Origin of the sequence: Streptomyces amritsarensis, from assembly GCF_001953875.1 — a bacterium.
Classification (GTDB): Bacteria; Actinomycetota; Actinomycetes; order Streptomycetales; family Streptomycetaceae; genus Streptomyces; species Streptomyces amritsarensis.
In genome coordinates, this window is sequence record NZ_MQUR01000001.1 from 193,624 (window position 1) to 218,980 (window position 25,357).

The 25,357-nt window shown below is 73.7% G+C and carries 21 protein-coding genes and 1 pseudogene; 10 read left to right on the forward strand and 12 right to left on the reverse strand.

Features of this window, described 5'->3' with window-relative positions:
• Nucleotides 1-56: 56 nt before the first annotated feature.
• The 4 genes and pseudogenes from AVW11_RS00845 to AVW11_RS00860 all read left to right on the forward strand — a co-directional run.
• Nucleotides 57-689, forward strand: a complete 633-nt coding sequence (locus AVW11_RS00845; protein ID WP_060176777.1) for a hypothetical protein — start codon at nt 57-59, stop codon at nt 687-689.
• Between the two features lie 172 nt (nt 690-861).
• Nucleotides 862-1,746: a hypothetical protein gene (locus AVW11_RS00850; protein WP_063898407.1), complete on the forward strand. Its 885-nt coding sequence runs from the start codon at nt 862-864 to the stop codon at nt 1,744-1,746.
• A 56-nt stretch (nt 1,747-1,802) separates the two neighbouring features.
• Nucleotides 1,803-3,035, forward strand: a complete 1,233-nt coding sequence (locus tag AVW11_RS00855; protein ID WP_060176951.1) for a sensor histidine kinase — start codon at nt 1,803-1,805, stop codon at nt 3,033-3,035.
• Nucleotides 3,036-3,453: 418 nt separating this feature from the next.
• Nucleotides 3,454-3,948: pseudogene (locus tag AVW11_RS00860) on the forward strand (transposase); the annotation flags it as partial.
• A gap of 1,014 nt (nt 3,949-4,962) precedes the next feature.
• Here the strand turns inward: AVW11_RS00860 and AVW11_RS00865 are convergent.
• The 3 genes from AVW11_RS00865 to AVW11_RS00875 all read right to left on the reverse strand — a co-directional run bounded on the left by AVW11_RS00865 (nt 4,963) and on the right by AVW11_RS00875 (nt 7,089).
• The gene (locus AVW11_RS00865; RefSeq protein WP_030854019.1) at nt 4,963-5,235 is read right to left on the reverse strand and encodes a hypothetical protein; all 273 of its coding nucleotides are present in this window, start codon (nt 5,233-5,235) and stop codon (nt 4,963-4,965) included.
• Nucleotides 5,236-5,245: 10 nt separating this feature from the next.
• Nucleotides 5,246-5,959, reverse strand: a complete 714-nt coding sequence (locus AVW11_RS00870; protein WP_030854022.1) for a TetR/AcrR family transcriptional regulator — start codon at nt 5,957-5,959, stop codon at nt 5,246-5,248.
• Between the two features lie 200 nt (nt 5,960-6,159).
• Complete coding sequence (locus AVW11_RS00875) at nt 6,160-7,089, reverse strand: AurF N-oxygenase family protein (RefSeq protein WP_030854025.1); 930 nt, start codon at nt 7,087-7,089, stop codon at nt 6,160-6,162.
• A gap of 168 nt (nt 7,090-7,257) precedes the next feature.
• On the opposite strand from AVW11_RS00875, the gene AVW11_RS00880 reads away from it, so the two are divergent.
• Nucleotides 7,258-8,373 (forward strand): ferritin-like domain-containing protein, encoded by a 1,116-nt coding sequence (locus tag AVW11_RS00880; RefSeq protein WP_076042895.1) that lies wholly within the window; start codon nt 7,258-7,260, stop codon nt 8,371-8,373.
• 272 nt (nt 8,374-8,645) lie between these two features.
• Nucleotides 8,646-9,869, forward strand: a complete 1,224-nt coding sequence (locus tag AVW11_RS36280; protein WP_234331141.1) for a M23 family metallopeptidase — start codon at nt 8,646-8,648, stop codon at nt 9,867-9,869.
• Between the two features lie 39 nt (nt 9,870-9,908).
• On the opposite strand, the gene AVW11_RS00890 is transcribed toward AVW11_RS36280, so the two are convergent.
• Complete coding sequence (locus tag AVW11_RS00890; RefSeq protein WP_076042896.1) at nt 9,909-11,390, reverse strand: penicillin-binding transpeptidase domain-containing protein; 1,482 nt, start codon at nt 11,388-11,390, stop codon at nt 9,909-9,911.
• On the reverse strand, nt 11,387-12,754 hold the full coding sequence (locus tag AVW11_RS00895; RefSeq protein ID WP_030854036.1) for an FtsW/RodA/SpoVE family cell cycle protein: 1,368 nt from the start codon (nt 12,752-12,754) through the stop codon (nt 11,387-11,389). The genes AVW11_RS00890 and AVW11_RS00895 overlap by 4 nt, the downstream gene beginning before the upstream one ends.
• Nucleotides 12,755-12,860: 106 nt before the next feature.
• Between AVW11_RS00895 and AVW11_RS00900 the strand changes: the two genes are divergently transcribed.
• The 3 genes from AVW11_RS00900 (at nt 12,861) to AVW11_RS00910 (ending at nt 15,101) form a co-directional block, all read left to right on the forward strand.
• Nucleotides 12,861-13,268: a DUF6325 family protein gene (locus tag AVW11_RS00900; RefSeq protein ID WP_037834336.1), complete on the forward strand. Its 408-nt coding sequence runs from the start codon at nt 12,861-12,863 to the stop codon at nt 13,266-13,268.
• Complete coding sequence (locus AVW11_RS00905; protein ID WP_076042897.1) at nt 13,268-13,705, forward strand: SHOCT domain-containing protein; 438 nt, start codon at nt 13,268-13,270, stop codon at nt 13,703-13,705. The genes AVW11_RS00900 and AVW11_RS00905 overlap by 1 nt, the downstream gene beginning before the upstream one ends.
• Nucleotides 13,706-13,895: 190 nt before the next feature.
• Nucleotides 13,896-15,101, forward strand: coding sequence for a C40 family peptidase (locus AVW11_RS00910; RefSeq protein WP_076042898.1), 1,206 nt, complete (start codon nt 13,896-13,898; stop codon nt 15,099-15,101).
• Here the strand turns inward: AVW11_RS00910 and AVW11_RS00915 are convergent.
• From AVW11_RS00915 to AVW11_RS00935, 5 genes are read right to left on the reverse strand one after another with little or no spacing between them, the layout of a single operon-like run.
• On the reverse strand, nt 15,005-16,312 hold the full coding sequence (locus AVW11_RS00915) for a styrene monooxygenase/indole monooxygenase family protein (protein WP_030854046.1): 1,308 nt from the start codon (nt 16,310-16,312) through the stop codon (nt 15,005-15,007). The two genes, AVW11_RS00910 and AVW11_RS00915, sit on opposite strands and share 97 nt — an antisense overlap.
• A 3-nt stretch (nt 16,313-16,315) precedes the next feature.
• A complete protein-coding gene (locus tag AVW11_RS00920) occupies nt 16,316-16,945 on the reverse strand; it encodes a GTP-binding protein (RefSeq protein ID WP_060176771.1) in 630 nt (209 codons plus the stop codon).
• Nucleotides 16,926-17,315, reverse strand: a complete 390-nt coding sequence (locus AVW11_RS00925) for a DUF742 domain-containing protein (protein WP_030854051.1) — start codon at nt 17,313-17,315, stop codon at nt 16,926-16,928. The genes AVW11_RS00920 and AVW11_RS00925 overlap by 20 nt, the downstream gene beginning before the upstream one ends.
• Nucleotides 17,312-17,803, reverse strand: a complete 492-nt coding sequence (locus AVW11_RS00930) for a roadblock/LC7 domain-containing protein (RefSeq protein WP_030854054.1) — start codon at nt 17,801-17,803, stop codon at nt 17,312-17,314. The genes AVW11_RS00925 and AVW11_RS00930 overlap by 4 nt, the downstream gene beginning before the upstream one ends.
• Complete coding sequence (locus AVW11_RS00935; RefSeq protein ID WP_276209036.1) at nt 17,800-20,757, reverse strand: sensor histidine kinase; 2,958 nt, start codon at nt 20,755-20,757, stop codon at nt 17,800-17,802. The genes AVW11_RS00930 and AVW11_RS00935 overlap by 4 nt, the downstream gene beginning before the upstream one ends.
• Before the next feature lie 496 nt (nt 20,758-21,253).
• Between AVW11_RS00935 and AVW11_RS00940 the strand changes: the two genes are divergently transcribed.
• A complete protein-coding gene (locus AVW11_RS00940) occupies nt 21,254-22,027 on the forward strand; it encodes a protein phosphatase 2C domain-containing protein (protein ID WP_030854060.1) in 774 nt (257 codons plus the stop codon).
• A 31-nt stretch (nt 22,028-22,058) separates the two neighbouring features.
• On the opposite strand, the gene AVW11_RS00945 is transcribed toward AVW11_RS00940, so the two are convergent.
• Entirely contained in the window at nt 22,059-22,499 is a 441-nt protein-coding gene (locus AVW11_RS00945) for a MarR family winged helix-turn-helix transcriptional regulator (protein WP_030658953.1), read from the reverse strand.
• Between the two features lie 139 nt (nt 22,500-22,638).
• Nucleotides 22,639-25,041 carry an endopeptidase La gene (lon, locus tag AVW11_RS00950; RefSeq protein ID WP_076042900.1) on the reverse strand — a complete coding sequence of 801 codons (2,403 nt, stop codon included), beginning with the start codon at nt 25,039-25,041 and terminating at the stop codon, nt 22,639-22,641.
• Nucleotides 25,042-25,357 lie beyond the last annotated feature (316 nt).

The following is a 25,357-nucleotide window of genomic DNA, read 5'->3' on the forward strand; positions in this document are numbered from 1 at the left end:
CCTGGAGACACCGGACCCGGACCAGGACACCGACGCACCAGCCAGAAGGACTTCCCGTGAGCCCCGTCCGCCGCCGCACTCTCGTTCGCGCCGCCGCCGTGACCGCCTGTGCCGGAAGCCTGCTGGCGCTGCCCACCGCCGCCGCTCTGGCAGAGGGGGTGCCGGCGGTCTCGTCCGCGCACTCCTCGGCCCCGCAGCGGACCCTGGTCAAGAGCCTCTCGCTGGCCGACGGGGTGTCCACGGCGAGGATCTACCGGACGGCCGAGGGCGCCTACCAGGCGGACATCCTGGCCGCCGACGGCGCCAGGGCCACCACCTTGACCAGCCGTGACGGGGTCACCGATGTCGGCAGCTCCGGCGACCTGCACGCAGCCCTGGACCCCGAGGGACGGCTGACCTCCTGGGTGGGCGACGCCCCCGCGAAGGGCGGCGGCCACGCCGTCGCGGGCGACGGGCACAAGACCGGCACCCGCGACGGGCAGATCATCCCGGTGTCGGCCGAGCAGCGGGCCGCCGCCGGCGACACCCGCGCCCTGGAGGCCGCGTCCGCAGAGAGCCGGCGGCTGAGTACGCTGGCCGACGGGCCGGGCGACGGCATCCTGCTGCTCGCCGCGGGCGGCGGTATCGCCGCCGTGGGTGCGGCCGGGCTCGGTTTCGCCATGCTGCGCCGGGGACGCACGGACGGCTGAGGGGCGTCCGTACCCCCGTACGCACGGAGGGGCTCGGAGTGCCTGCCCGCCCGTCCCCACGGCCACCGGAGGCCGGCCCGGGCAAAAGGGGCGCACCTCCGCATAGGGTGGATGCGATCGACCGTCGTCGTAAGGCGCGCAGAAGGGCACGGGGGCTGTGAACAGGGGGGCCGTGAAGAGGTTCGTTCTCGGCGGCTGCGCGCGCCGCCGTTCCACCGCTCCAGCCGCGGCCGCGGCCCCGTTGCTGCTCCTCGCCGTGCTCCCGCTGCTGGCGGGCTGCGGGGACACCGGCGGGCTCGTCGGCGCCGGGGCGACCGCGACCGCGAGCGGCCCCGTGCACCTGTGGCCCGACCGCCTGGGGGCGACGGTACCGCCGGCCGATCCGGCCGGCGCCCCGCCCGAGTACGTGAAGGGGATTCCGCCCGTCCGCGACCAGGACGTGCACGGGGTCGATCCGGTGGCCCTCGTGCAGGCGGAGCTGAAGGCCCATCCGAAGAGCGGGGTCGGGGCCGACGGGATGCCGGCCGAGACGGCGGCGGCGATCAAGGCCTGCACGCCGGGGGCCGCGGAGCCGGCGCCGTGCCCGGTGCTGGCGCCGTACTACCGGGACCTCACGGGCAACGGCACGGACGAGTTGATCGTGGGTATCGAGTTCCCGGACAAGATGATGTCCGTACGGGTGTACACCGCGGACGGCGACGGCCGCCTCAAGCGGATCATGGCGACCACGCAGACCGTCGTCTCGGTGGAGCTGGCCGGCCGGGACGTGGTGCTGCGGGTGCCCAGCGGCAACCGCGGCTACGAGCTGATCACCGCCTGGTCCTGGGAGGAGAAGCAGCGCACCATGCTGCCGACCCGGGAGCAGATCGTACGGGTGCCCGCGAACCCGCCGGGTCCGCAGGACCGCGGTCCCGGGACCGGTCCCGGGACGGGGACGGGTGGCGGTGGCGGTGGCGGGGGCGGAAACGGTGGTGGTCTCGGCCCCGGGACGGGCCCCGGCCCGGGTCGCGGTGGCGGAGGCGGTCTCGGGCCCGGGCCCGCACCGGACCGGCCGTGACCGTGCGCGAGAGCGAGGACCGGGCGCGGGCCGGGGGGCGGATGCGGGCCGGGCGGCTGCGGCTGCGGCTGCCCGCCTGGACGGCCACGCTGACCTGGAAGTCCGCGTGCTTCATCGCGGTGATGTGCTGCTCGCTGGCAGCCGTGCTCGGCGCGCTCGTGCACGTGGAGGTCACCCGCCAGACGGTGGCCGCGGCACGGGAGAAGGCGCTGGGCAAGCTGGGCGAGGTGACGGACCGGTACGAGGCGGGCGAGCCCCTGCCGCCCGGTTCCGGACTGGACCCGGTGGGGCTGCCGCCGGAACTGCGGGCGCTCGCGGCCGGCGGGCACCGGGGCACGGTCGTGGCGGAGCACCGCGGCCGCCCCATGATGTGGGCGGCCGGCCCGGCGGACGGCCGGGCCCTGGCGACGGCGATCGACTACGGGCAGAGCGCCCGCACCATCAGCGGACTGGACAACGCGATCATCGGGTCGTCGGTGCTGGCGATCGGCGGGACGCTGCTCGTGGGCGCGTTCGCGGTGACGCGGGTGACGCGGCGGCTGCACCAGACGGCGACGGTGGCGCGGCGGATCACGCAGGGCGACCTCGACGCGCGGGTGGACGACCCGCGGACGAAGGACCCGTCGCGGCGCCAGGACGAAGTGGCGACGGTGGCCGGGGCGCTGGACACGATGGCGGGCAGCCTGCAGTCGAAGCTGGAGAGCGAGCGGCGGTTCACGGCGGACGTGGCCCATGAGCTGCGCACACCGCTGACCGGCTTGCAGGCGGCGTCGGAGCTGCTGCCGGCGGGCCGGCCGACGGAGCTGGTGCGCGAGCGGGTCCGGACGATGCGGCAGCTGACGGAGGACCTGCTGGAGATCTCCCGGCTGGACTCGGGCAGCGAGGCGGTGGAGACGGACCTCCACCAGCTGGGGCGGCTGGCCGGGCGCGTGGTGCGGGCCTCGGGGACGGACACGGAGGTGGTCGTCCTGCGGGACGCCCACGTGGAGACGGACCGGCGCCGGCTGGAGCGGGTCCTGGGGAACCTGGTGGCCAACGCCCATCAGCACGGGCGGCAGCCGGTGGTGCTGACGGTGGACGGGCAGGTGGTCACCGTACGGGACCACGGGGACGGCTTCCCGGACTACCTGCTGGCCCACGGCCCGCAGCGTTTCCGCAGCGGGGGTAAGGGGCACGGTCTGGGCCTGACCATCGCCGTGGGCCAGGCGGCGGCGATCGGCGCGACACTGCGCTTCCGCGCCGCGGAGGACGGCGGGGGCCTGGCGGTCCTCACCCTCCCGGGTTCCTGACGGACCGTCCCCCACCCGCCGCACCCCGCCGAACGCTCCCCGCCCCTCCCCGCCCGGCCCGGGCCACACCGCGGGTCGCGCCCCACCCCCAGCCCACCGGGCCTACAGGCCAGGGCCGCAGGCCGGGGCCGCAGGCCGGGGCCGGGGCCGGGGACCGACAGACGTGGCCGCACGCGCCGGGCAGCGGACCGGGCCCGGTGTCGGCGCGGGCCGGGCCGCAGGCCAGAGCCGGGGGCGGGCCAGGACCGGAACCCGAACCCAAACCGGAGACCACGAGCCGGGGACGAATCGGAGACCGCGCAACAGACCGGCTCCGGTTACGGCCACAGTCCACTCAGGCCCCCGCCCCGACTGCAGGCCGGGGCCACACCCCGGGGCCGCGTCCCGCCCCCAGCCCACTGGGGCCGCACGTCTAGACGGCTACTGCCCTTCACACTCACGGTTCTTCTGGGGCCTGCGCCTGCACCTGCTCTGCACACCCGGCGGCCTGCCGATCGCCTGGGCCCTGGCCAACCCCAAACTCGACGAGCGCGAAGTCCTGGCCGACATGCTCTCCGGCGACCAGGACCTGCTGGCCACCCATCCCGGGCAGACGATCGTCGGCGACAAGGGCTACGTCTCCAAGCACCTGGACGCCTTTATGGCCGAGCATGGCCTGACCCTGCTACGGCCCAGCTACCGCAACCGCAAGCCACGGCCCGGCGAGCACCTGCTCAAGCCCATCCGGCAGCTGATCGAGTCGGTCAACGACACCCTCAAAGGCCAGCTCGACCTCGAACGCCACGGAGCCAGAACCCCAGCAGGAGTCCTGGCCCGCGTCGGACAACGCATCCTCACCCTGACCGCGGCCATCTGGCACAACCGGCAGACGGGAACACCAACCACCCGCTCACTGATCGCCTACGACCACTGACCCGAGCACTTCGGACTTACTCATCTAGGCCAGGCCAAAAGGCTAGAGCCGGGGCCGGGCCAAGGCCAAAGCCGGGCTGGCGCCGAATCCGAGCCGGAATGAACCTGGGCCGCAGGCCGACACCGGGGCGCCGGACCGAGCCGGAGGCCGGCAGACGCGGCCGCACATGCCGGGCAGCGGTTCGGGCCCGGCGTGGGCTCGGGCCAGGGCCGGAAGGGGGTTCGGGCCGGGCCGGAAGGTGACTCAGGCCTCCGGCCCGCGGTGCCTGTCCCCCCGGGGCGTCGGCTCGGTGCCGGGGTCGCAGGCCGGGGCCGCGTTCCACGCCCAGCCCACCAGGGCCAGCCAGGGCCGGGGGCCGGGCTGGCGCCGAATCCGAGCCGAAATGAACCTGGGCCGCAGGCCGACACCGGGGCGCCGGACCGAGCCGGGGACCGACAGACGCGGCCGCACGCGCCGGGCAGCGGACCGTGCCCGGCGTGGGCGCAGGCCAGGGCCGGGCCGGGCCGGAAGGAGGCTTAGTCCTGCGGCCCGCGGTGCCCGCCCCCGGGGGCGTCGGCGTCGGCTCGGTGCCGGGGCCGCAGGCCAGGGCCACACCCCAGGGCCACCCGGGCCGCGTCCCACCCCCAGCCCACCGGGGCCGCAGGCCCAGGCCAGGGCCGGGGCCCGAGGCCGGGGCCGGGCCAAGGCCGGGGCCGGGGCGCCGGACCCGAGCCGGAGCTGGCAGGCGCGGCCCCACGCGCCGGGCAGCGGACCAGGCGCAGTGTCGGCGCGGGCCAGGGCCGAGCCGGAAGCGGGAACCGGCCGGGGGGAGGGGAGCTCTGGCCAGGCCCGGCGTGGGACCCGGCCGGAAGCGGGACCGGCCGGGCCCGACGCGGGACCCGGCCAGGACGGAAAGGGCTCGGGCCAGGCCCGATGCGGGACCGGGTCGGGCTGGGGCGGGAAGCGGGACCGGCCGGGTCGGGCCGGGAAGGGGGTTGGGCCTACGGCCCGCGGTGCCCGTGGCCCCCGGGGGTGTCAGGCCTGGGGGCGGGGGGTCTTGGTCCAGGGCCAGCGGGGTCGCGGCTTGGTGCCCGAGGGGCGGAACGCGTACTTCCAGCCCTTCTGCAGGCCCAGCCGCTTCGAGTAGCCCGACGGGACCCGTTCGTACAGCAGCACCGTCGGCGGGCCGTCCGGCGTCGGGACGGGGATCTCGTACCACTTCGGCGGGTGTCCGGTCGGGCCGGTCAGGATCGGGAGGACCCGGCCGTCCATCGGGCCGCCCTCGAACGGGGTCGGTTCGCTTCTCACCCCACCAGTGTCACAGCAGGTGGGCGGCCTCGGAGACCACCGGCATCACGCGCCGGGCCAGGTCCCCCACCGGGCCGTCGGCCGACTCCATGGCCAGGGCGGCCCGGGCGGCGGCCGCGGTCTCCGGATCCGTGGCGGCGGTGGCCGTCAGCAGGGCGATGAACTGGTCGAGCAGCCAGTCGCGGAGGGTGTCGACCTCGGGCTGCTTGCCCTCGTCGATCCATATGAGGGAGGCGGCCTCGACCGCCGTGATCCAGGTGCGGACCATCATGCGCAGCCGGGGTCCGGGCGCCGGGACACCCAGGTGGAGGAGGATCTGCTCGGCCGCGGCCCGGCGGATCCCGTCGACGGTTGCTGTGGTGCGGGAGGTCTCCACGACGCTGCCGCCCTGGAGGAGGGCCGCGAAGCCGGTGTCGTGTTCGTCGACGAACGCGAGGTAGCGGTCGAGGGCCCGGGACAGCCGCCGGGTCAGGGGGCCCTGCTGGGGTTCGGCGAAGCAGAGTTCGAGGAGGTCGGCCGCCGAGCGCAGGGCCGCCTCGTAGAGCTGCTGCTTGCCGCCGGGGAAGTAGCGGTAGACGAGCGGGCGCGAGACCCCGGCGGCCTCCGCGACGTCGTCGAGCGAGACCTCCTCCGGGGCCCGGTGCGCGAACAGCGAGAGGGCGGCGTCGAGGAGTTGGGCCCGCCGCTCCTCGACACTCAGCCTGCGGTACGCGCGTACGGTCATGACCGCAGGGTAGCCCGCGAGCGGCCGGCCGCGGCCTGCGTCCGAGAAGTCCCGGCCCATCCCTCCGACCGATCCCTCCGGCCCATCCCTTCAACGAACAGACCGCCCGCCCGTCCGCCGGTTCGTCCGATCGCCCGTCCGGACCCCTCCGCCGGGGCCCGGCCCCGGTTTGCGGCGCGGCTTTCTCCTCCCTCGTTCCTCTACGCCAGGAGCCCCGAGCTCTGCCACAGCCTGCGGCCGACGCCGCGCAGTACGCCGATGTCGTCGAGGAAGTCGGTGAGCCGCTTGGCACCGGTCTGCATGACCTCGCGGCGGTGGCCGCTGGCGCGGACCTGGGCGACCGCTTCGCGGCGGTCCAGCCCGACGTTGTCGTACACGGCCGGGTTCACGAACGCGAGGGAGAAGACGCGTGCGGCCTCGCCGCAGCTGATCCGGGTGAGCTCCTGCTCCCAGCGCGGGGCCGTCAGCATCTGGCGGCGCAGTTCCTCCCGGGCGTACCGGACGTGCCGGGCCTCCTCGATGACGTGGATCCGGGTGACGCCGCGGACCAGCGGCTGGATCCGCTCGTCCGGGAAGGTCAGGCGCTGCATCCAGTCGAGGATCTCCTCGCCGAGGAGGGTGCAGGCGAAGGAACCGGGGGTGGTGGAGACGGTCTTCAGGATCCGGGCGAGATTGTGGTTGAGGCGGGAGACCGGGTAGGCGGGGCTGCCGCTCTTCTGGATCATGCGGGCGAACATCATCGAGTGCCGGCACTCGTCGGCGATCTCGGTGAGCGCGTACCGCACGTGCTTGCTGGTCAGCGACTTGTCGTAGATGTGGCGGACCATCAGCTGCATGAGGATGATCTCGAACCAGATGCCGAGCGAGCCGAGCGCGGCCGCCTCGTGGCGGGAGAGGTCGATGCGCTGCTCCTCGCCCATCTTCTTCCAGAGCGGGGTGTCGTAGAGGGAGAGCAGCTCGGGCGGCCAGTAGTACTTGCCCTCGACCATGGGGGCGTCCCAGTCGAGTTCCTTGTCGGGGTCGAAGGAGTGCTTGGCGGAGGATTCCAGCAGGCGCTCGGCTATCTGCTCCCGGTCCTTGAGGAGGCCGAGGGCGTCCCTGAGCGCGGCTCGTTCGGTCACGGTCGTCATGGCTTCGGACACCTCGTCGTCGAGTTACCGGCGGACACAGCTTATGAGACTGCCTGTCAGCAAGGTCGTCAATCCCCCGCGCACGACTTGTTGACCCCGCGTCTACCAACGTGTGACGCTGCCAACCGTCCGGTCCTGCACGGCAGTACGCGAGACGAGGGGGCGTCAGTGTCGACGCACGAGCTCTACACGGGAGACCCGGGCGAGGCCGTCTGGCAGGTCCCTGCCAGCGGCTCCGCGCGCTTCAGCTGGGAGTACGACGACGGCCGCGAGCGGCTCCTCGCCCTGTACCAGAAGGGCAAGGACAAGCAGTGGGACGGCGCCAAGCGCATCGACTGGGACATCGAGGTGGACCCGTACGATCCGCTGGGGACCCCCGACGAGGCCCTGCCGCTGTACGGGACGCGGCACTGGGCCAAGCTCACCGAGAAGGACAGGGGCGACCTGCGCCGGCACTACACCGCTTGGAACTTCAGCCAGTTCCTCCACGGCGAGCAGGGCGCGATGGTGTGCGCGGCACGCATCGTCGAGTCCGTTCCTGACCTCGACGCGAAGTTCTACTCGGCCACGCAGACCATGGACGAGGCCCGGCACGCCGAGATCTTCGGGCGCTTCCTGCACGAGAAGGTCGGGATGCTGTACCCGGTCAACGACAGCCTCCAGGGGCTGCTCGGCGACACCCTGCGCGACTCCCGCTGGGACATGCCGTACCTGGGCATGCAGGTGCTCATCGAGGGGCTGGCGCTGGCCTCCTTCGGCCTGATCCGGGACACGACCGCCAAGCCGCTGCCCAAGCAGCTCCTGGCGTACGTGATGCAGGACGAGGCCCGGCACGTGGCGTTCGGGCGGATGGCGCTGCGCGACTACTACCGGCAGCTGACGGACGCCGAGCTGCGCGAGCGCGAGGAGTTCGTGATCGAGGGCTGCTACCTGATGCGGGACCGGCTGCTCGGGGTGGAGGTGCTGCAGAACTTCGGCGTCCCGGCGCAGGAGGCGGTGCGGCTCAGCGAGCAGTCCGAGTTCCTGCACCTGTTCCGCAAGCTGCTGTTCAGCCGGATCGTGCCGTGCGTGAAGGACATCGGGCTGTGGGGCGAGCGGCTCCAGAGGGCGTACGTGGACCTGGGCGTCTTCCACATGGGCGACTCCAACCTGGACCTGCTGATGAGCCAGGACGAGGAGATCGCCGAGGCGCTCGACCGCGAGCGGTTCGCGGCCGAGGAGGCGGCGCGGGTGGCGGAGGTGGAGGAGGCCATCGCCGAGGGCGCGGGCCGGCTGCGACCGTGACCGGATCCCAGCCGCGACCGTGACGGCAGGCCCCCCGCCGCGACCGTGACCGCGGGAGCCGGGCCGGGCAAGGCCGGGCCGGGCCGGGCAAGGCCGGATCCGACCGGCAGGTATGCGCCTCCGGAGATGTGGCGCGAAGATCCGTTCCCCCCGGCGGGGGAAGTGGATAGCTTCGGCGCCTGATCATCTTCCCGGACCGCAAGACCTGTTGGAGGACGACTGTGCAGTCCGCTGTGTCCCGACCCGTGCTCGGCGCCCTGCTCGCCGGCATCATGACGCTCGGCCTGGGGTCCGTCACCGCCACCCCCGCGCGGGCCGCCACGGCCGCCACGGCCGCCTGCACGGGGTCGGTCTCGCTGTACGGCGCCCTCGCCGACGGCCGGCTGACGTACTCGCAGATCAACCCGTCGAACGGCGACCGGATCAAGACGCTGATCGGACCGGACCTGGGCTTCACCCCCAAGGCCATGGCCACCCTGAACTTCAACACGGTCCTGGTCACCGACACCGCCGGCGTGCTCTACCGCGTCGACGTCCAGACGAACAACCTCTCGCTCGGCCTGGTCGGCCCGCCGGTGCAGATCGGCACCGGCTGGACCCACGACAAACTGACCTACGACGGCCACGGCCACCTCTACGGCACCGCCGGCGGCGTGCTCATCCAGTACCTGGTCTCCCAGGACAAGCCGGCCGGCTCCCAGCACATCGGCCAGCGCAAGGAGATCGGCAACGGCTTCGTCCTGAAGACCCTGTCCTCCTCCGGCGACGACCGGCTCATCGCCAACACCGCGGACGGCCGCCTCCTGGAGTACCGGATCGACAGCGGCGGCGGCTGGTCGGGGGCCGAACTGGTGGCTTCCGGATGGTCCGCCTTCGAACGGCTCGTCTCGCCCGGCGGCGGCCTCTACTACGGCGTCACCGGGGCCGGCGGCATGTACTGGTACCAGGATGTGAACCCGGCAGACCGCTCCGGCACCGACATCGTCTACCACAACGACGACCCCGTCGACGTCTCCGGCTGGACCCAGACCGTCCTGTCCGCGCAGCCCGGGACCGCGACCTGCTCCGGCGGGAACTACGCCTACGTCCTGCCGCACGCGGCCGTGCCGCGCAGCGAACTCGACGACCCGCACCACGACTACGCGGCCATCGACATCCAGGTACCGACCGGTACGCCCGTCTACGCGGTCACCAGGGGAACCGTCAGCTATGTGGACGGCGGCTTCGGCAACGGCATCCAGATCAACGGCGCCGACGGCGCGACCTACATATACGGGCACCTCAGCCAGCGGGGCGTGGCGGCCGGGGCCACCGTCACTCCCGGCCAGTACCTGGGCGAGTCCGGCAACACCGGCCAGTCCACCGGCCCGCACCTGCACTTCGAGATCCGCATCGGCGGCGTGAAGCACTGCCCGCAGGCCATGCTCCGCGACCTCTACGACGGCCTGAGCCCGCAGGCGCCGAGCACCCTGGCGACCAGCGGCTGCTCGTACTGAGCCCCGGGCGGGGGCCGGATCCGTCCCCCGCCCGTCGGTCTACGGAGCCCGCGGCCTCGCCCCGGGCGCGGTCAGGGCGGCCTCCATCACCGCCCGCGCGATCGGGGCCGCGGCGCCGTTGCCGCTGATGTCGCCCCGGTTCGCCGACGCGTCCTCCACCACCACCGCGACCGCCACCGCCGGCTGGGCCGCGTCCTGCGCGCGGGCCCACGAGATGAACCAGGCGTACGGGGTCCCCGCGTTGCCGACGCCGTGCTGGGCGGTGCCGGTCTTGCCGCCGACCACCGCGCCCGGGATCGCCGCGTTCTTTCCGGTGCCGTTCTCCACCACCTTCACCATCAGCTCCTGCATGCGCAGCGCGGTGGCCGGGTTCATCGCCCGCCCGAGGCTGCGCCGGCCGCTGCGCCGGACCGGGGACCCGTCGTCCTGGGTCGTGTGCTCCACCAGGTACGGGGAGGCGAGTTCACCGCCGTTGGCGACGGCCGCGGCCACCATCGCCATCTGCAGAGGTGTCGCGCGGGTGTTGAACTGCCCGATCGAGGAGAGGGCCAGCTGGTCCAGGCTCATGTCGGTGTCGAAGTTCGACCGGGACACCCACGAGGGCACCCGCAGCCCCTCCGTGTTGAAGCCGAACCGGCGCGCCGCGTCCACCATCCCGCGCAGCCCGACCCGCACGCCGATCTTCGCCATCACCGTGTTGCACGACCACTGCACGGCCTCGGCCATGGAGGCGTCCTCGCAGCCCGTGGCCGCGTTCGGCAGCAGGGTGCTGGTGCCGGGCAGCGGGTAGGGGTCCGGGGTCCGGGTCGGCGCGTCCACGTCGGTGACCACGCCCGCGTCGAGGGCCGCCGCAGCCGTCACGATCTTGAAGGTGGAGCCGGGCGGGTACGTCTCGCGCAGCGCCCGGTTGAGCATCGGTCTGGCGGGGTCCTCGTTCAGCGCCGTCCAGGCCGCCTCCACCCGCGGACCTGTCCCCGAGAGTACGTTCGGGTCGTATGAGGGGCTGCTGACCAGCGCGAGGATCTTCCCGGTGGCCGGTTCGAGGGCGGCGACCGCGCCGCGCTTGCCGCCGAGCCCGGCGTACGCGGCCCGCTGCACGGCGGCGCGGACGGTGGTGGCGGCGTTGCCGCCGGCCGGGCGGCCGCGGGCCAGGTCGTACCAGAGCGGGAACGCCGACAGCCCCGGGTCCGTGCCCGACAGGACGGCGTCCTCGGCGCGCTCCACGAAGCTGGTCCCGTACGTCTGGGAGGAGAAGCCGGTGACGGGCGCGTAGAGCGGGCCGTTCACGTAGGTCCGCTCGTGGCGCAGCAGCTGGCCGCTGTCGCGGGAGCCCGTGACGGGGCGTCCGTCGACGAGGATGTCCCCGCGCGGCTCGGCGTACCGTGCGATGGCGGCACGCTTGTTGGCCGGGTTCGCCCCGTACGCCGCGGATTCCCAGACCTGTACGCGGGCGATGTTGACCAGCAGGGCGAGGAGCAGCAGCGCGCAGAAGTACGCGCACCAGCGGATGTAGCGGATCACTCGGCCGCCTCCTGCGCGGGGCGGGGTCTGCGCGCGCTGTCGCTGAGCCGGACCAGCAGGGCGACGATGATCCAGTTGGTGACGACGGAGGAGCCGCCCTGGGCCAGGAAGGGCATGGCCATGCCGGTGAGGGGGATCAGCCCCGTGACGCCGCCCGCGATGACGAACACCTGGAGCGCGACGATCGAGGCGAGGCCGGTGGCGAGCAGTCGGCCGAAGGGGTCGCGCAGGGCGAGGCCGGCGCGGAACCCGCGCGCGACGAGGAGCCCGTAGAGGAGCAGGATCGCGGTGATGCCGACGAGCCCGAGCTCCTCGCCGGCGGTGGCGAGGATGAAGTCCGATTTGGCGGCGAACCCGATGAGGAAGGACTCGCCGCGGCCGAGGCCGGATCCGAGGAGCCCGCCGGCGCCGAAGGCGAAGAGGGACTGGGCGAGCTGGCCGGGGCCCTCGCCGCGCTCGATGGAGGCGAAAGGATTCAGCCAATCCTCGACGCGGCTGTTCACATGCGGTTCCAAGGTTGCGACGGCGTACGCGCCGAGGGCGGCGAGCAGCAGTCCGATCGCGATCCAGCCGATCCGCCCGGTTGCGGTGAACAGCATGATGACGAAGAGGCCGAAGAACAGCAGCGAGGTGCCGAGGTCCCGCTCCAGCACGAGCAGGCCGACGCTGAGCAGCCAGATCGCGAGGATCGGGCCGAGCACGCGGCCCGGCAGGAGGCGCAGCTTCCAGAAGAGCCGGCGCCCCGTCAGGGCGAGGGCCGTCCGGTTCGCGGCGAGGTAGGCGGCGAAGAACACGGCGAGCAGGATCTTGGCGAACTCCCCCGGCTGGAAGGAGAGTCCGGCGAAGCGGATCCAGATGTGCGCGCCGTTGACCGCGGGGAAGAAGACGGGCACCAGCATCAGCACCAGGGCGGTGGCGACGGACAGGTACGCGTAGCGCTGGAGCACCCGGTGGTCGCGGAGCAGCACGACGACGAGGACGAAGAGGCCCACGCCCAGGGCGGACCACAGGAGCTGGTCCCCGGCGGTCGGATGGCCGGGGGTGCTCGCGTCGAGGCGTTGGATGAGGACCAGGCCGAGCCCGTTGAGCAGGACGGCGATGGGGAGCACGAGAGGGTCGGCGTACGGGGCCCGGATCCGGACGGCGAGGTGCGCGAGCAGCGCGGCCGCGGCCAGGCCGACGGCGTACCGGTCGGCGGGGGCGGGGATGCGGCCGGTGGTGGCCAGGCCGACGTGGAGATGACCGAGTACGGAGATCAGGACGGCGCCCGCGAGGAGCGCCAGCTCCACTCCCCTGCGTGGGGGCGCGCCGGCTTCGGGGGGCGGGGGCGAGGGCTCCGCCACCTTCGCCGTCAGAGCGGTCATACCCCGAAACGTAGCAAGCAGACGGATAGTATGTCCGTTTATGTCATAGTGTGCCGAAGAGTCGTCACAAACGGTCGAAAGTAGCGGAAGTGAGGAGCCGAGGCGCATGGGACCTGTGGAATTCATCGTCCTCGCCTTCCCGGAGGAGCAGCTGCGGGTGCCGGCCGTCGAGGCCGTGATGGGGCTGCGCAAGACGGGGGTGGTCCGGCTGATCGACGGTCTCGTCGCCACGAAGACGGCGTCGGGTGAGGTCCTCGCGGCCGAGTTCGACGAGTTCGTGGAACTGCACGGCCTGCTGACGGGACGGGACGCGGCTCGGCTGATCGGACCGGAGGACGTACAGGAGGCGGCGGACCTGCTGGAACGCGGGAGCTGCGCGCTGCTGCTGGTCGTCGAGCACGTGTGGGCCGAGGACGCGGCGGTCGCCGTACGGGCGGCTGGCGGCCGGATCGTGGGCTCGGTCCGCATCCCACCGGACCGGGTCCCGGTGGACCCCCGGGCAGGGGTGGTCTGATGTTCATCCGCCCGATGGGAGTGACGGTCCGCGCCGCGAACCGGCCGGCGGGATCCCCCCTGCTGCGGGGGCTGCTGGCACGGGCCTCGGGTGTGGCCCCGGAGGCGGCGGGCGCGGTGCGCCCGGAGGAGCCCCCGCGCGGGGGCCTGCTCGCCCGGGCGGTGCGGGCGGCGGAGTCGGATCTCATGGAGGAGCAGGGACCGGACCTGCTGGAGGAGCCGGAACCGGAGGCCGAGCCCGACTACGAGCCCGAGCCCGACCACGAGCCGGAGCCCGAACCGATCGACGCGCTGTACTGGGACACCGGACCGGAGCGGGGCCCGACGGTCCCCGCCGGCCTGGCCGCGGAACTGCGCCAACTGGCCGACCTGGCCCGCGAGGGCATGCTGACCCCTCAGGAGTTCACGACGGCGAAGGCCCGCCTGCTGAACGGCTGACGGCCGCGCGACACCCCGCGGCCCCGGCCGCGCGTCCCCTCCCCCCGGCCGCGCCTCCCTCCCCCGTCCCGCGTCGGCACGCCGGGGGGCGCCGGCGCCGCCAACCGGGTGGCCCCCTTCGACAGGCCGACTCCATTGGGCGATTTGTCATACCGGGCGTGGCAGCATCGGCGGTCTCGGAGGTGATCGCATGTCATATCGGGGGCTTCGCGCTGCCTGTATCGCCGTAGCGCTCCTCGTCGCCGGCCCGGTCCACGACGCCGGCGCCGAGCCCGGTCTGCCCGAAGGGGAGAACGTGGGCGCGCTGCTCACCCGCCTGCAGGGGCTCTACCAGAAGGCGGAGGAGGCCTCCGAGGCGTACAAGGCCACGGAGGACGCCCTGGAGGCGGGCCGGCGGGAGGAGCGCTCGCGCGCCGCCGAGCTCGGCAGGGCCCGTACGGCCCTCGACTCCGAGCGGGCCCTCGCCGGGCGGCTCGCCCGCGAGCAGTACCAGGGCGGCCTGGGCCTGTCCCCCTACGCCCGGATGCTGCTGGCCGGGAACCCGCAGGCGGCCCTGGAGCAGCGTCGGCTCGCCGCCCGCGAGGGCGCCCGCCGGGCCGCGGCGCTGAACCGTCTCGCGCGCGGCGAGAAGGAGGCCGACGCGCTCGCGGTACGGGCCCGCAAGGCCCTGGACACCCGGCAGACCCTCGCCGCGCGGCAGAAGGTGCACAAGGAACAGGTCGCCTCGCAGCTCAAGCAGGTCGAGCGGCTGCTGGCATCGCTGACTCCGGAGCAGCTCACCCGGCTGGGCGCGCGCGAGGCGGAGAAGACGGCGGCGGCGCAGCGGGACCTGGTGACGTCCGGGGCCCTCCCCACGCGCACGGGCACCCCCACGGCCGCGGGCGGCGCGGCCCTCACGTACGCGGCGGCGCAGATCGGGAAGCCGTACGTCTGGGGCGCGGAGGGGCCCGGGTCCTTCGACTGCTCCGGCCTCACCTCTCAGGCCTGGGCGCATGCCGGCCGCAGCATTCCGCGGACCAGTCAGGAGCAGTGGGCGCAGCTCCCGAAGGTGCCGCTGGACCAGCTGCGGCCGGGGGACCTGGTGGTCTACTTCCCCAAGGCCACCCACGTGGGGCTGTACGTCGGCGACGGCAAGGTGATCCAGGCGCCGCGGCCGGGGTCCGTCGTGAAGGTGTCGCCGATCGCCGCGAACCCGCTGCTCGGGGCGGTGCGGCCGGACCCGGACGGGACCCCGCTGGCGGAGTACACCCCGCCGCCGCTGCCCGAGGCGTCGGGGGCGGCGGCGGGGGACGACGCGGGCTACTCCGCCGAGGAGGCGCCCACGGCCGAGGAGTCGGACGCGGAGGAGGAGGCGGAGGACGCGGAGGAAGCGGCGGCGGCCACCTCGGCCAGGTAGTCCGCCGCGTCCTCGGGGTCGTAGAAGTACGCGTCGAAGTCGGCCGGGTTGTCGAAGCCGTTGGCGAATCGATTCGCCACCGGCTGGAGCTGCCCGGCCGCGCCGATCAGGTTGAGCACGTGCTCCGGCGGAACGCCCAGCATCGCGTTCGTCCACCGGGTCACCGGCTTGCCCGTGGTGAACCAGTACTTGTCGAAGGTCGCCTTCATCCACGCCTCGTCGAACGGGTTGTCCCCGTGCATGAGGATCGAGGAGAGGTACGAGGCCGCGCACTTGGAGGCGGAGTTCGAACCCTGGCCCGTGATCGGGTCGTTGGCGACGACGACGTCCGCCACGCCCAGGACGAGCCCGCCGCCCGGCAGGCGCCCGATCGGGTTGCGGACGACCGGCGCGTACCGGCCGGCCAGGGTGCCGCCCGCGTCCGTCAGCTCCACCTTCGTCGCCCGCGCGTACTCCCACGGCGTGTACTTCTCCATCAGCCCCAGCGTGAGCGCCAGGTGCTCCGCCGGGTCCTTGACGCCGCCGAAGACGTCCAGCGGACCTCCGGGGATGCCCTCCCAGAAGAGGATGTCCGCGCGGCCCGACGTCGTCAGGGTCGGCATCACGAACAGCTCGCCGACGCCCGGGACCAGGTTGCAGCGGACGGCGTCCGTCTCGGGGTGCTCGGGGCGCGGGCCGAGCCCGTGCACGTAGGAGACGGCCAGCGCGCGCTGCGGGGCGTCGTACGGGGAGCGCGCCGCGTCCCGCCCGAACATCGACACCAGCTCGCCCTTGCCGGCGGCGATCAGCACCAGGTCGTAGGTGCGGGAGAAGTAGTCGAGGTCGGCGACGGACGCCCCGTGGATGACGAGCTGCCCGCCGCGCTGGGTGAAGGCGTCCAGCCAGCCGGACATCTTCACGCGCTGGTCGACGGACTGCGCGTAGCCCTTGAGCCGGCCGAGCCAGTCGATGGGGCGGCTGCCGTCGGGTGCGGCGACCGAGACGCCGAGGCCCTCGATCTTCGGGGCCTGCTGTTCCCAGAAGTTGATTGCGAGGTCGCGCTCGTGCTGGAGCGCGGTGTCGAACATGCACTGGGTGGACATGACCCGCCCGGTGCGGATCTCGTCCGCGGTCCGGTTGGACATGAGGGTGACCTCGTAGCCCTTGGACTGGAGTCCGAGGGCGAGCTGGAGACCGGACTGGCCGGCTCCGACGACAAGTATCCTGCGCATCTCTCAAGTCCTCTGTTCGGGAGTGCTGTCGAGGGCGTGGCCCACCAGCGCCAGCAGGGATTCGATCACCGTCCGGCGCTCTCGCGCATCCATGATCACCACAGGTATGTGCGGTGGGACGCTGAGGGCCTCGCGCACGTCCTCGGGCTCGTAGGACTGCGAGCCCTCGAAGTGGTTGACGGCGACGGCGTACGGCAGCCCGGAGCTCTCGAAGTAGTCGAGGGCGGGGAAGCAGTCGCGCAGGCGGCGGGTGTCGGCCATGACGAGCCCGCCGATGGCCCCGCGGACCAGGTCGTCCCACATGAACCAGAACCGTTCCTGGCCCGGGGTGCCGTACACGTAGAGGACGAGGTCGTCGTCGAGGGTGACGCGGCCGAAGTCCATGGCGACGGTGGTGGTGTGCTTGTCCGGGGTGCCGGACAGGTCGTCGGTGGGGACGCTGGCCTGGGTCATCACCGCTTCGGTGCGCAGCGGGGTGATCTCGGAGACGGAGGAGACGAAGGTGGTCTTGCCGACCCCGAAGCCACCCGCGACCAGCACCTTGACGGCGACGGGCGCGCGGGAGCGGTCGTACTGCCAGGGCTGGACCGGTTCGTCGTCCAGCTCCGGTCTGTCAGAGACGGCGAAGACCACCGAGCACCCTTTCCAGCAGCGCGCGTTCGGGACGGCCGGAGCCGTGGCCCGTTCCGTACACACGGATCCTGCCCTGGTCGGCGAGGTCGCTGACGAGGACGCGGACCACACCGAGCGGCAGCTTCAGCAGCGCGGCGATCTCGGCGATCGTGCGCATGCGCCGGCAGACCTCGACGATGGCGGGCATCTCGGGCATGCGGTCGGGCTTCTGCGGCTCGGACGCCTTGGTGTCCAGGGCGGCGACGAAGGTCTCGACGTGCAGGACCTGGGTGAAGCGTGTCCGGCCGCCCGTGAGGGAGTACGGGCGGACGCGGGCGGGACGGCGGTCGGCTCCGCGTATCGGGAGTCGGTCGGCGGCCGGTCTCCTCACGGGGTGTTCTCCATCGACTGGCGCAGCTCGCTGCGGACTTCGGGGGTCAGGACGTGTCCGGCGCGGCCGACGAACAGGGCCATGTGGTAGGCGACGACGCTCATGTCGCAGTCGGGTGTGGCGTGCACGCCCAGCAGTGAGCCGTCGCTGATGGCCATGACGAAGACCGAGCCGTTGTCCATCGCCACCATGGTCTGCTTGACGGCGCCGAACTCCATGAGGGCGGCCGCCCCGGTGGTGAGGCTGCCGAGTCCGGAGACGATGGTGGCGAGGTCGGCGGACGCCCCCCGTGGCCCCTTGGGCCTCGGCGTCGCCTGTGGTTCACCCGCGCCGCCGGCCGCTGCGGGGTCGGAGGACAGGAGCAGCAGCCCGTCCGAGGAGACGACGGCGACGGAGTTGACGCCGGGTACCTCCTCGACCAGGTCGGTCAGCAGCCATTGCAGGTTGCGGGCCTGGGTGCTCAGTCCGTACGTACTGGGCGCGGTCATGTGCGTGCCTCCTGTGCGCTGTCCCCCTGGTCGGTACTGCTCTGTCCCTGCCCCTGGTCCTGCCGCCGGTCCTGCCCCCGGTCCTGTTCGAGGCTCTGCTGCAGGTCCTGCGCGAGCTCGGCGGCGGCGACGCGCCGGCCGTCCTGGGCTCCCTGGTAGAAGCCCCCGAGCCGGCGCCGCAGTTCTTCGGCGTCGACCCGGCGGGGCGGTTGGGGCCGTACGTCCTCCCTGCGCGGGGCGGCGACGGTGCGCGGGGTGCGCTTCGGCAGGCCCTTGTCGGTGACGGGGCCGCCGCCGTCGGCGGGGTCGGCGGGGTGGCTGCCCTGGCGGGGGAGCCAGTCGGCCTCGGCGGGTGCGTGTGCGTGGTCCCCTGCGGGGGGCTCGGCGGGGGTGGCCTCGGCGGGATCCGGCAGTGTGAAGTCGGCCGGGTCCGCGCCGGGATCCCCTGCGGGAGGCTCGGCGGTGAAGACCTGGTCCGCCGGAGGCACGTCCTCCGCCGGGGCCGCCGTGAAGACCTGGTCCGCCGGAGGGGCGTCCGTGGCCGGGCCGGCCGTGTAGAGCTGGTCCGCCGGAGACGCGTCCTCCGCCGGTGCGGCTGTGAAGACCTGGTCCGCCGGAGGCGCGTCCGCGGCCCGGGCCGCCGTGAAGACCTGGTCCGCCGGGGGCGCGTCCTCCGCCTGGGCGGCCGTGAAGAGCTGGTCCGCCGGGGGGGTGGTCGTGGGCGTGATGGCCTGGTCGGGCTGGGTCTCGGTGGGTGCCTCGTCGGGAGACGGGAGGCCGGCGTCGGCCGGGGGCGCCAGGGCCTCGGCCAGGGTGACCGGGGTGACCGGCTCGGCCGGGGCGGGGGCCTCGGCGGCGTCGGCGGCGCCCGTGGGTTCCGCGTCCGCCCGGTCGGGCGCGGCGTGCGCACCGCGGCGACGGGCCTGGAGGGTGTTCTCGTTCGCCTCCGCTATCACGCCCGGCAGGTGCAGCGCGGGTGCGCCCGGGGTGGCCAGGGTGTGGACGGGCGAGGCCGGCGGGGTCGCGGGCAGCAGCGCCGCGGGGACGACCACCAGGGCCTCGGTCCCGCCGTGGCGTGCGCCGCGCAGCTCCGCGGTGACGCCGTGCCGTGCCGCGAGGCGCCCGGCCACGTACAGGCCGAGGCCGAGGCCGTGCTCCTCCTCGGGTTCCTCGTCGTAGGCCTCGGGGGTGGACAGCCGGGCGTTCAGCGCCTCCAGGCGGTCCCCGGTGACGCCGATGCCCTCGTCGACGACGGAGAGCACCACGTCGCCGTTGTCGAGGGTCCAGCCCGACACCTTCACCTTGACGTCCGGCGGGGAGAACGTCGTGGCGTTCTCCAGCAGTTCGGCCAGCACGTGCGAGATGTCGTCGGCGGCGTGTCCGGCGACCTGCGTGTAGGAGGGCAGCGCCGCGAGGTCGACGCGCTCGTAGCGCTCGATCTCGCTGACGGCGGCCCGCATCACGTCGACCAGCGCCACCGGCAGGCCCTGCCCGTGGCCGTGTTCCTGCCCGGCGAGGACGAGGAGGTTCTCGTTGTGGCGGCGCATCACGGTCGCCAGGTGGTCCAGCTTGAAGAGGGTCGCGAGGCGGTCCGGGTCCTGTTCCTTGGACTCCAGCTCCTCGATGACGGCGAGCTGGCGTTCCACCAGGCCCAGCGTGCGCAGCGACAGCGAGACGGAGGTCGTCGACATGATGCGGCGGTGCTCCTCCAGCCCGGCGCGCAGCTTCGTCAGCTCCTCCTCGACCGCCTCGCGGCCGGAGGCGAGCGCCTCGTTGCGGCCGATGATGCGGCGCCGGTCGGCGTCGAGCCCGGCGATCCGGGTGTGCAGGGAGACCGTCTGGTCGCGTACGGCGTTCAGGTGCCGGACGACCTCGGCGAACTCGTCGTTTCGGCCGGTGAACCGCACCGGTTCCACCGAGCCCTCGGGCGTCGCCAGCCGCTCGGCGCCGCGGCGCAGGACCGACAGCGGGCGGGTCAGCGAGCGGGCGACGGCGGTGGCGAAGCCGACGGCGACGAGGAACAGCAGGCCGAGCAGGGCGACGAGGATCTCCAGCCGGGTCACGTCGTCGTCGCGCAGGGAGGCGAGGGCGGAGGCCCGTTCGCCGGCGAGGGTGGCCTCGACGGTGCGCATGCGGTCGATGCGCGAGGTGAGCGCGGCGCCGACGGCGGCTCCGTCGGTCTTGCGGTCGGGCGCGGCCAGGGTGGGCCGGTCCAGGAGCCGCTTGAGGTGGTCGTCGGCAGCCTTGACCTCGGGGCCGGTGACGGTGGCGGTGAGGGTCTGGCGTACGTCGGGCCGGGCGACCCGGGTGAAGTCGTCGAGGGCGGCCTGTTCCCGTACGCGCGAGCGCTGGGCGGCGGTGGTGAGTTCGTCGACCGTGGCCGAGCCCGGGGCTTGTTCGCCGCGGGGTACGGCCAGGGCGCCGAGCAGCAGGCCGCGGGTGGCCGAGGCCTGGTCCACGGCCTGGCCCAGGGGTGCGAGGGGGCGGGTGGTGGCGAGGGCGGCCTCGGCGCGGGGCGGGGTCAGCTCGGCGAGCCGGGTGCCGGGGGCGAGGAGTTCGGTGATGACGCCGGTGTAGGCCTGGTGGGCGGCGAGGGCGGTGCCCTTGCCGTCGACGGCTTCGGTGCGGACGGACGCGACGCGGGCGAGGGCCAGGGCGAGGGGTTCGTCGACCACCCCCGCGGCCTCGGCGATCTGCCGGTCGGTGCGCTGGGTGCGTTCCTGGAGGCCGCCCTTGGCGGCGGCGGGGCGGCCCTTGGCGGCGTACTCGACGACGGCGTCGCGCTCGTCGGCGAGGACGTGCGTGAGGGTGAGGATCTGGCCGGTCTGCTCCGCGAGGGTGACCAGCCGCTGGGAGTCGTTCAGCTCCCTCGCGGCGGTGACGACGGCGGGGGTGCCGGCCGCGAGGACGGTGAGTCCCGCGACGGCGACTCCGACGACCAGCCGGCTGCGCACGCGGACGCGGCGTCCTGCGGGGGCCGGGCCTTCGGCGGCGGTGCCTCCCCCAGCTACCGCTGGGAGGTGCCCCTTGTTCCGAGACCGCTTCTTCTGCACCGGTGCTCGCAATCCTGTACGTGTGCTTTTGCTCGTCTACTCGTGTGGCCGAGGTAACGGCCGGTCAACAAGTAAACGCCCCCTGCCCCCTCGTACCGCCTCAGACCTTTGCAGCGTGTTGGGGAGAGAGCCGCACATCGCCCACCCGGCCACTCGAACGAGTGAACATCACGGATGAGTTGGCGACCAACTCGGACACCGGGCCCCAGAGCTGCTCCGTGGACAGGCGGTTGAAAGATCGATGCGGCCTTTGGCAGTATGCCCGCCCACACCGGCCGTCCCGTGCCGGGGTCTTGCCGGGCGGGGCCCGGGCGCGGCGCACGCAGGGGCCATCCATCTCCCCCTCCTGGTACGGACCAAGCCCGCCTTTCCGCCGCTCCCCGGGCAGGATGTCCGCATGCGCATCGACCTCGCCACGACCCCCGGCAGTCCGGAACGCCCCAATGAGGACTGGGTGTCGGCCTCGGCACCCGCTTCGGGAGGCGGGGTCCTGGTGGCCCTCGACGGGGTCACCCCGCCGGCGGGCGACGACGGGTGCGTGCACGGAGTGCCGTGGTTCACGACCCGCCTCGGCGGCCGATTGACCGAACTGTCCGGATCGCGACGGGACATGCCGCTGGACCGGATCCTGGCCGAGGCCGTCCGGGCCACGGCCGCGGCCCACCGTGACACGTGTGACCTTTCTCACGTCCGCACCCCGCAGGCGACGGTGGTCGTCGTCCGCTGGGACGAGGCGTTCGTGGAGCACCTGGTGCTCTCGGACTCCGTACTCCTCCTCCAGGGGTCCGGGGGCGAGGTGACCGCGGTGCTCGACGACCGGCTGGACCGGCTGCCGCGGGAGGTGCTGCGCTCGGTGGCCGCGACGGACGCCCTGCGCAACGCCGAGGGCGGCTTCTTCACGGCGGCGGCGGACCCGGCGGTGGCCGCCCGGGCGGTCACGGGGCGCACCCCGCGGAGCCTGGTGCGGGCGGTGGCCGCGCTCACGGACGGGGCGAGCCGGTGGACGGACACGTTCGGGGAGGGCGACTGGGCCGAGTGCCTGGCGGTGCTGCGGAAGGAGGGCGCGCAGGGCCTGATCGGCCGGGTCCGCGCCATCGAGTCCGACCCGGCCCGCCCGCCGGCCCGGTACAAGCGGCACGACGACGCGTCGGCGGCCTACGCGGAGCTCTGAGTACGCCGTGGGCGCGGCCCTGAGGCGCCGGCTACTCCGCGCCGGCGTTCAACTGGTGCAGCAGTCGGGCCAGTTCCGCCACCTCGCCGCGGTCCCAGCCGGCGAGCTTGCGCATGTACTGCTCGCGCCGGGCGCCGCGTACCCGCAGGAAGCGTTCGCGGCCCTCCTCGGTGAGCCCGACGAGGAAGGCCCTTCCGTCGGCGGGGTCCTGCTCGCGGGCGACCAGGCCCAGGACCTCCAGGGCCCGCAGCTGCCGGCTCATGGTGGCCTTGCCGACGCCGAAGTAGGCGGCGAGGTCGGTGGCCCGCTGCCGGCCGGCCGCCTCCAGGCGTACGAGGAGCCCGTACGCGGCGGGCTCCAGCTCGGGGTGGAGCTCGCGGGCCATCTCGCCGGAGGAGGCGCGGGCCCGCCGGAGGAAGACGGACAGCTCCCGCTCCAGGGCAAGGAACTCCTGGTCTTCACTCCCGTGCACGTCCCGCTCCTTCGTCGATGTCCGGCACCCCGCCGGGTGGGGGGCCAGTATTTCGCAGCGGGTGCGCGGAGGGCCCGGGGCCCCGCCGCAGCGGGGCCCCGGGCCGTCCGGAAGCAGTCCGGGGGGCGGCGGCCCGCCGTCAGGCGACGGCGGTGACCGGCGCCTGCGCGCTGTCCAGGGCGAGCTCCAGCACTTGGCGGACATCGGTCACCGGGTGCACCTCCAGCCCGTCCAGCACCTCCGCCGGGACGTCGTCGAGGTCGGCCTCGTTGCGCTTCGGGATGATCACGGTGGTCAGGCCCGCCCGGTGGGCGGCGAGCAGTTTCTGCTTGACCCCGCCGATCGGCAGGACCCGCCCGGTCAGCGAGACCTCGCCGGTCATGGCGACGTCCGTGCGCACCTGCCGTCCTGAGAGCAGGGAGGCGAGGGCGGTGGTCATGGTGATGCCCGCGCTCGGGCCGTCCTTGGGCACCGCTCCGGCCGGGAAGTGGATGTGGACGCCCCGGTCCTTCAGGTCGGCGACGGGGAGCTCCAGTTCGGCGCCGTGCGAGCGCAGGAAGCTCAGCGCGATCTGCGCCGACTCCTTCATGACGTCTCCGAGCTGGCCGGTGAGGGTCAGTCCGGCGGCGCCCGTCTCCGGGTCGGCCAGCGAGGCCTCCACGAACAGCACGTCGCCTCCCGCGCCGGTGACCGCGAGGCCGGTGGCCACGCCGGGGACCGCGGTGCGGCGTTCGGCCGGGTCCTGGGCGGACTCGGGCACGTGGTGCGGGCGCCCGATCAGGCCCCGCAGCTCGCCCGCCCCGATGCGGAAGGGGAGCTCGCGCTCGCCCAGCTCGTGCTGGGCGGCGACCTTGCGCAGCAGGCGGGCGATCGCCCGCTCCAGGGTGCGCACGCCCGCCTCGCGGGTGTACTCCCCGGCCAGCTTGCGCAGGGCGTCCTCCTCCAGGACCACCTCGTCGGCGGCGAGCCCGGCGCGCTCCAGCTGGCGGGGCAGCAGGTGGTCGCGGGCGATGACGACCTTCTCGTCCTCGGTGTAGCCGTCGAGGCGGACGATCTCCATGCGGTCGGCGAGGGCCTCCGGGATGGCCTCCAGGACGTTGGCGGTGGCCAGGAAGACGACGTCGCTCAGGTCCAGCTCGACCTCCAGGTAGTGGTCCCGGAAGGTGTGGTTCTGGGCCGGGTCGAGGACTTCCAGGAGGGCGGCCGCGGGGTCGCCGCGGAAGTCGGAGCCGACCTTGTCGATCTCGTCGAGCAGGACCACGGGGTTCATGGACCCGGCTTCCTTGATGGCCCGCACGATGCGGCCGGGCAGGGCGCCGACGTAGGTCCTGCGGTGGCCGCGCACCTCCGCCTCGTCCCGTACGCCGCCGAGTGCGACGCGGACGAACGTGCGGCCCATCGCGTGGGCCACGCTCTCGCCGAGCGAGGTCTTGCCGACTCCGGGCGGGCCCACGAGCGCCAGCACGGCGCCGCCCCGCCGGCCCCCGATGACGCCCATGCCGCGCTCGCTGCGGCGCTTGCGCACGGCCAGGTATTCGGTGATGCGGTCCTTCACGTCGCTCAGGCCGGCGTGTTCGGCGTCGAGCACGGCCCGGGCGCCCTGGATGTCGTACCGGTCCTCGGTGCGCTCGTTCCAGGGCAGTTCGAGCACGGTGTCCAGCCAGGTGCGGATCCAGGAGCCCTCGGGGCTCTGGTCGCTGGACCGCTCCAGCTTGTCGACTTCCTTGAGCGCGGCCTCGCGGACCTTCTCGGGGAGGTCGGCCGCCTCGACGCGGGCCCGGTAGTCATCGGACTCCTCGCCGTCCTTCTCGCCGTTCAGCTCGCGCAGTTCCTTGCGCACGGCCTCCAGCTGGCGGCGCAGCAGGAACTCGCGCTGCTGCTTGTCGACGCCGTCCTGGACGTCCTTGGCGATGGACTCGGCCACGTCCTGTTCTGCGAGGTGGTCGCTGAGTGCCTTGACGGCGAGCCTGAGGCGGGCGACGGGGTCGGCCGTCTCCAGCAGTTCGACCTTCTGTCCGACCGTCAGGAACGGCGAGTATCCGGAGTTGTCCGCGAGCGCGGAGACCCCTTCGATCTGCTGGACGCGGTCCACGACCTGCCAGGCGCCGCGCTTCTTGAGCCAGCTGGTGGCGAGGGCCTTGTACTCCTTGACCAGTTCGGCGACGGCGCCGGGCAGCGGATCGGGGACCGACTCGTCCACGGTCTCGCCCTCGACCCAGAGCGCCGCTCCGGGCCCGGTGGTGCCGGCGCCGATCCGGACCCGGCCGAGGCCGCGGATGAGCGCGCCGGGGTCGCCGCCGGAGAGCCGGCCGACCTGCTCGACGGTTCCGAGCACCCCGGTCGCCGCGTACGTGCCGTCGATCCGCGGCACGAGCAGCACCCGGGGCTTCCCGCTGCCCTTTCCGGCGGCGGCCTGCGCGGCCTCCACGGCGGCGCGCACCTCGGCGTCGGACAGGTCCAGCGGGACGACCATTCCGGGCAGCACGACCTCGTCGTCGAGCGGCAGCACGGGCAGGGTGAGCGTTACGGACGTCGAAGCCATGATCTTCCCTCCGGCAGTGAAGTTGAGCTATGCGGACTCAATGCATCTGCGCCTTGCGATGTTCCCCAACCTCCGTTCGCCGGGGGCGAACAGGGCTCTGCGGTGCCGGCCGGGGTGTCGTCCGCGGTGGCTTTCGTCGTGGGGCGGACGGGCGGAGGCGTCGGCGGGGAGGGCGGTGTCGCGGGCGGATGCCGAAGGTGGTGGAGACCGCCGGGCGGTGGGGGCCGGAGCGGATTCGGGCCGGCGGCGCCGGAGGTCCTCCCGGGTGTCGGCCGGGAGGTCCCCGAGCCCGGTCACTCGCCGAGGAACCGCACCG

Excerpts from the sequence above, each read along its gene's own strand:
- lon (WP_076042900.1), bottom strand. The coding sequence starts at position 25,041 with ATGGCTTCGACGTCCGTAACGCTCACCCTGCCCGTGCTGCCGCTCGAC.
- AVW11_RS00905 (WP_076042897.1), top strand. The coding sequence starts at position 13,268 with ATGTTCATCCGCCCGATGGGAGTGACGGTCCGCGCCGCGAACCGGCCG.
- AVW11_RS00900 (WP_037834336.1), top strand. The coding sequence starts at position 12,861 with ATGGGACCTGTGGAATTCATCGTCCTCGCCTTCCCGGAGGAGCAGCTG.
- AVW11_RS00875 (WP_030854025.1), bottom strand. The coding sequence starts at position 7,089 with ATGACGACCGTGACCGAACGAGCCGCGCTCAGGGACGCCCTCGGCCTC.
- AVW11_RS36280 (WP_234331141.1), top strand. The coding sequence starts at position 8,646 with ATGACGCTCGGCCTGGGGTCCGTCACCGCCACCCCCGCGCGGGCCGCC.
- AVW11_RS00940 (WP_030854060.1), top strand. The coding sequence starts at position 21,254 with ATGCGCATCGACCTCGCCACGACCCCCGGCAGTCCGGAACGCCCCAAT.
- AVW11_RS00910 (WP_076042898.1), top strand. The coding sequence starts at position 13,896 with ATGTCATATCGGGGGCTTCGCGCTGCCTGTATCGCCGTAGCGCTCCTC.
- AVW11_RS00870 (WP_030854022.1), bottom strand. The coding sequence starts at position 5,959 with ATGACCGTACGCGCGTACCGCAGGCTGAGTGTCGAGGAGCGGCGGGCC.
- AVW11_RS00895 (WP_030854036.1), bottom strand. The coding sequence starts at position 12,754 with ATGACCGCTCTGACGGCGAAGGTGGCGGAGCCCTCGCCCCCGCCCCCC.
- AVW11_RS00915 (WP_030854046.1), bottom strand. The coding sequence starts at position 16,312 with ATGCGCAGGATACTTGTCGTCGGAGCCGGCCAGTCCGGTCTCCAGCTC.
- AVW11_RS00930 (WP_030854054.1), bottom strand. The coding sequence starts at position 17,803 with ATGACCGCGCCCAGTACGTACGGACTGAGCACCCAGGCCCGCAACCTG.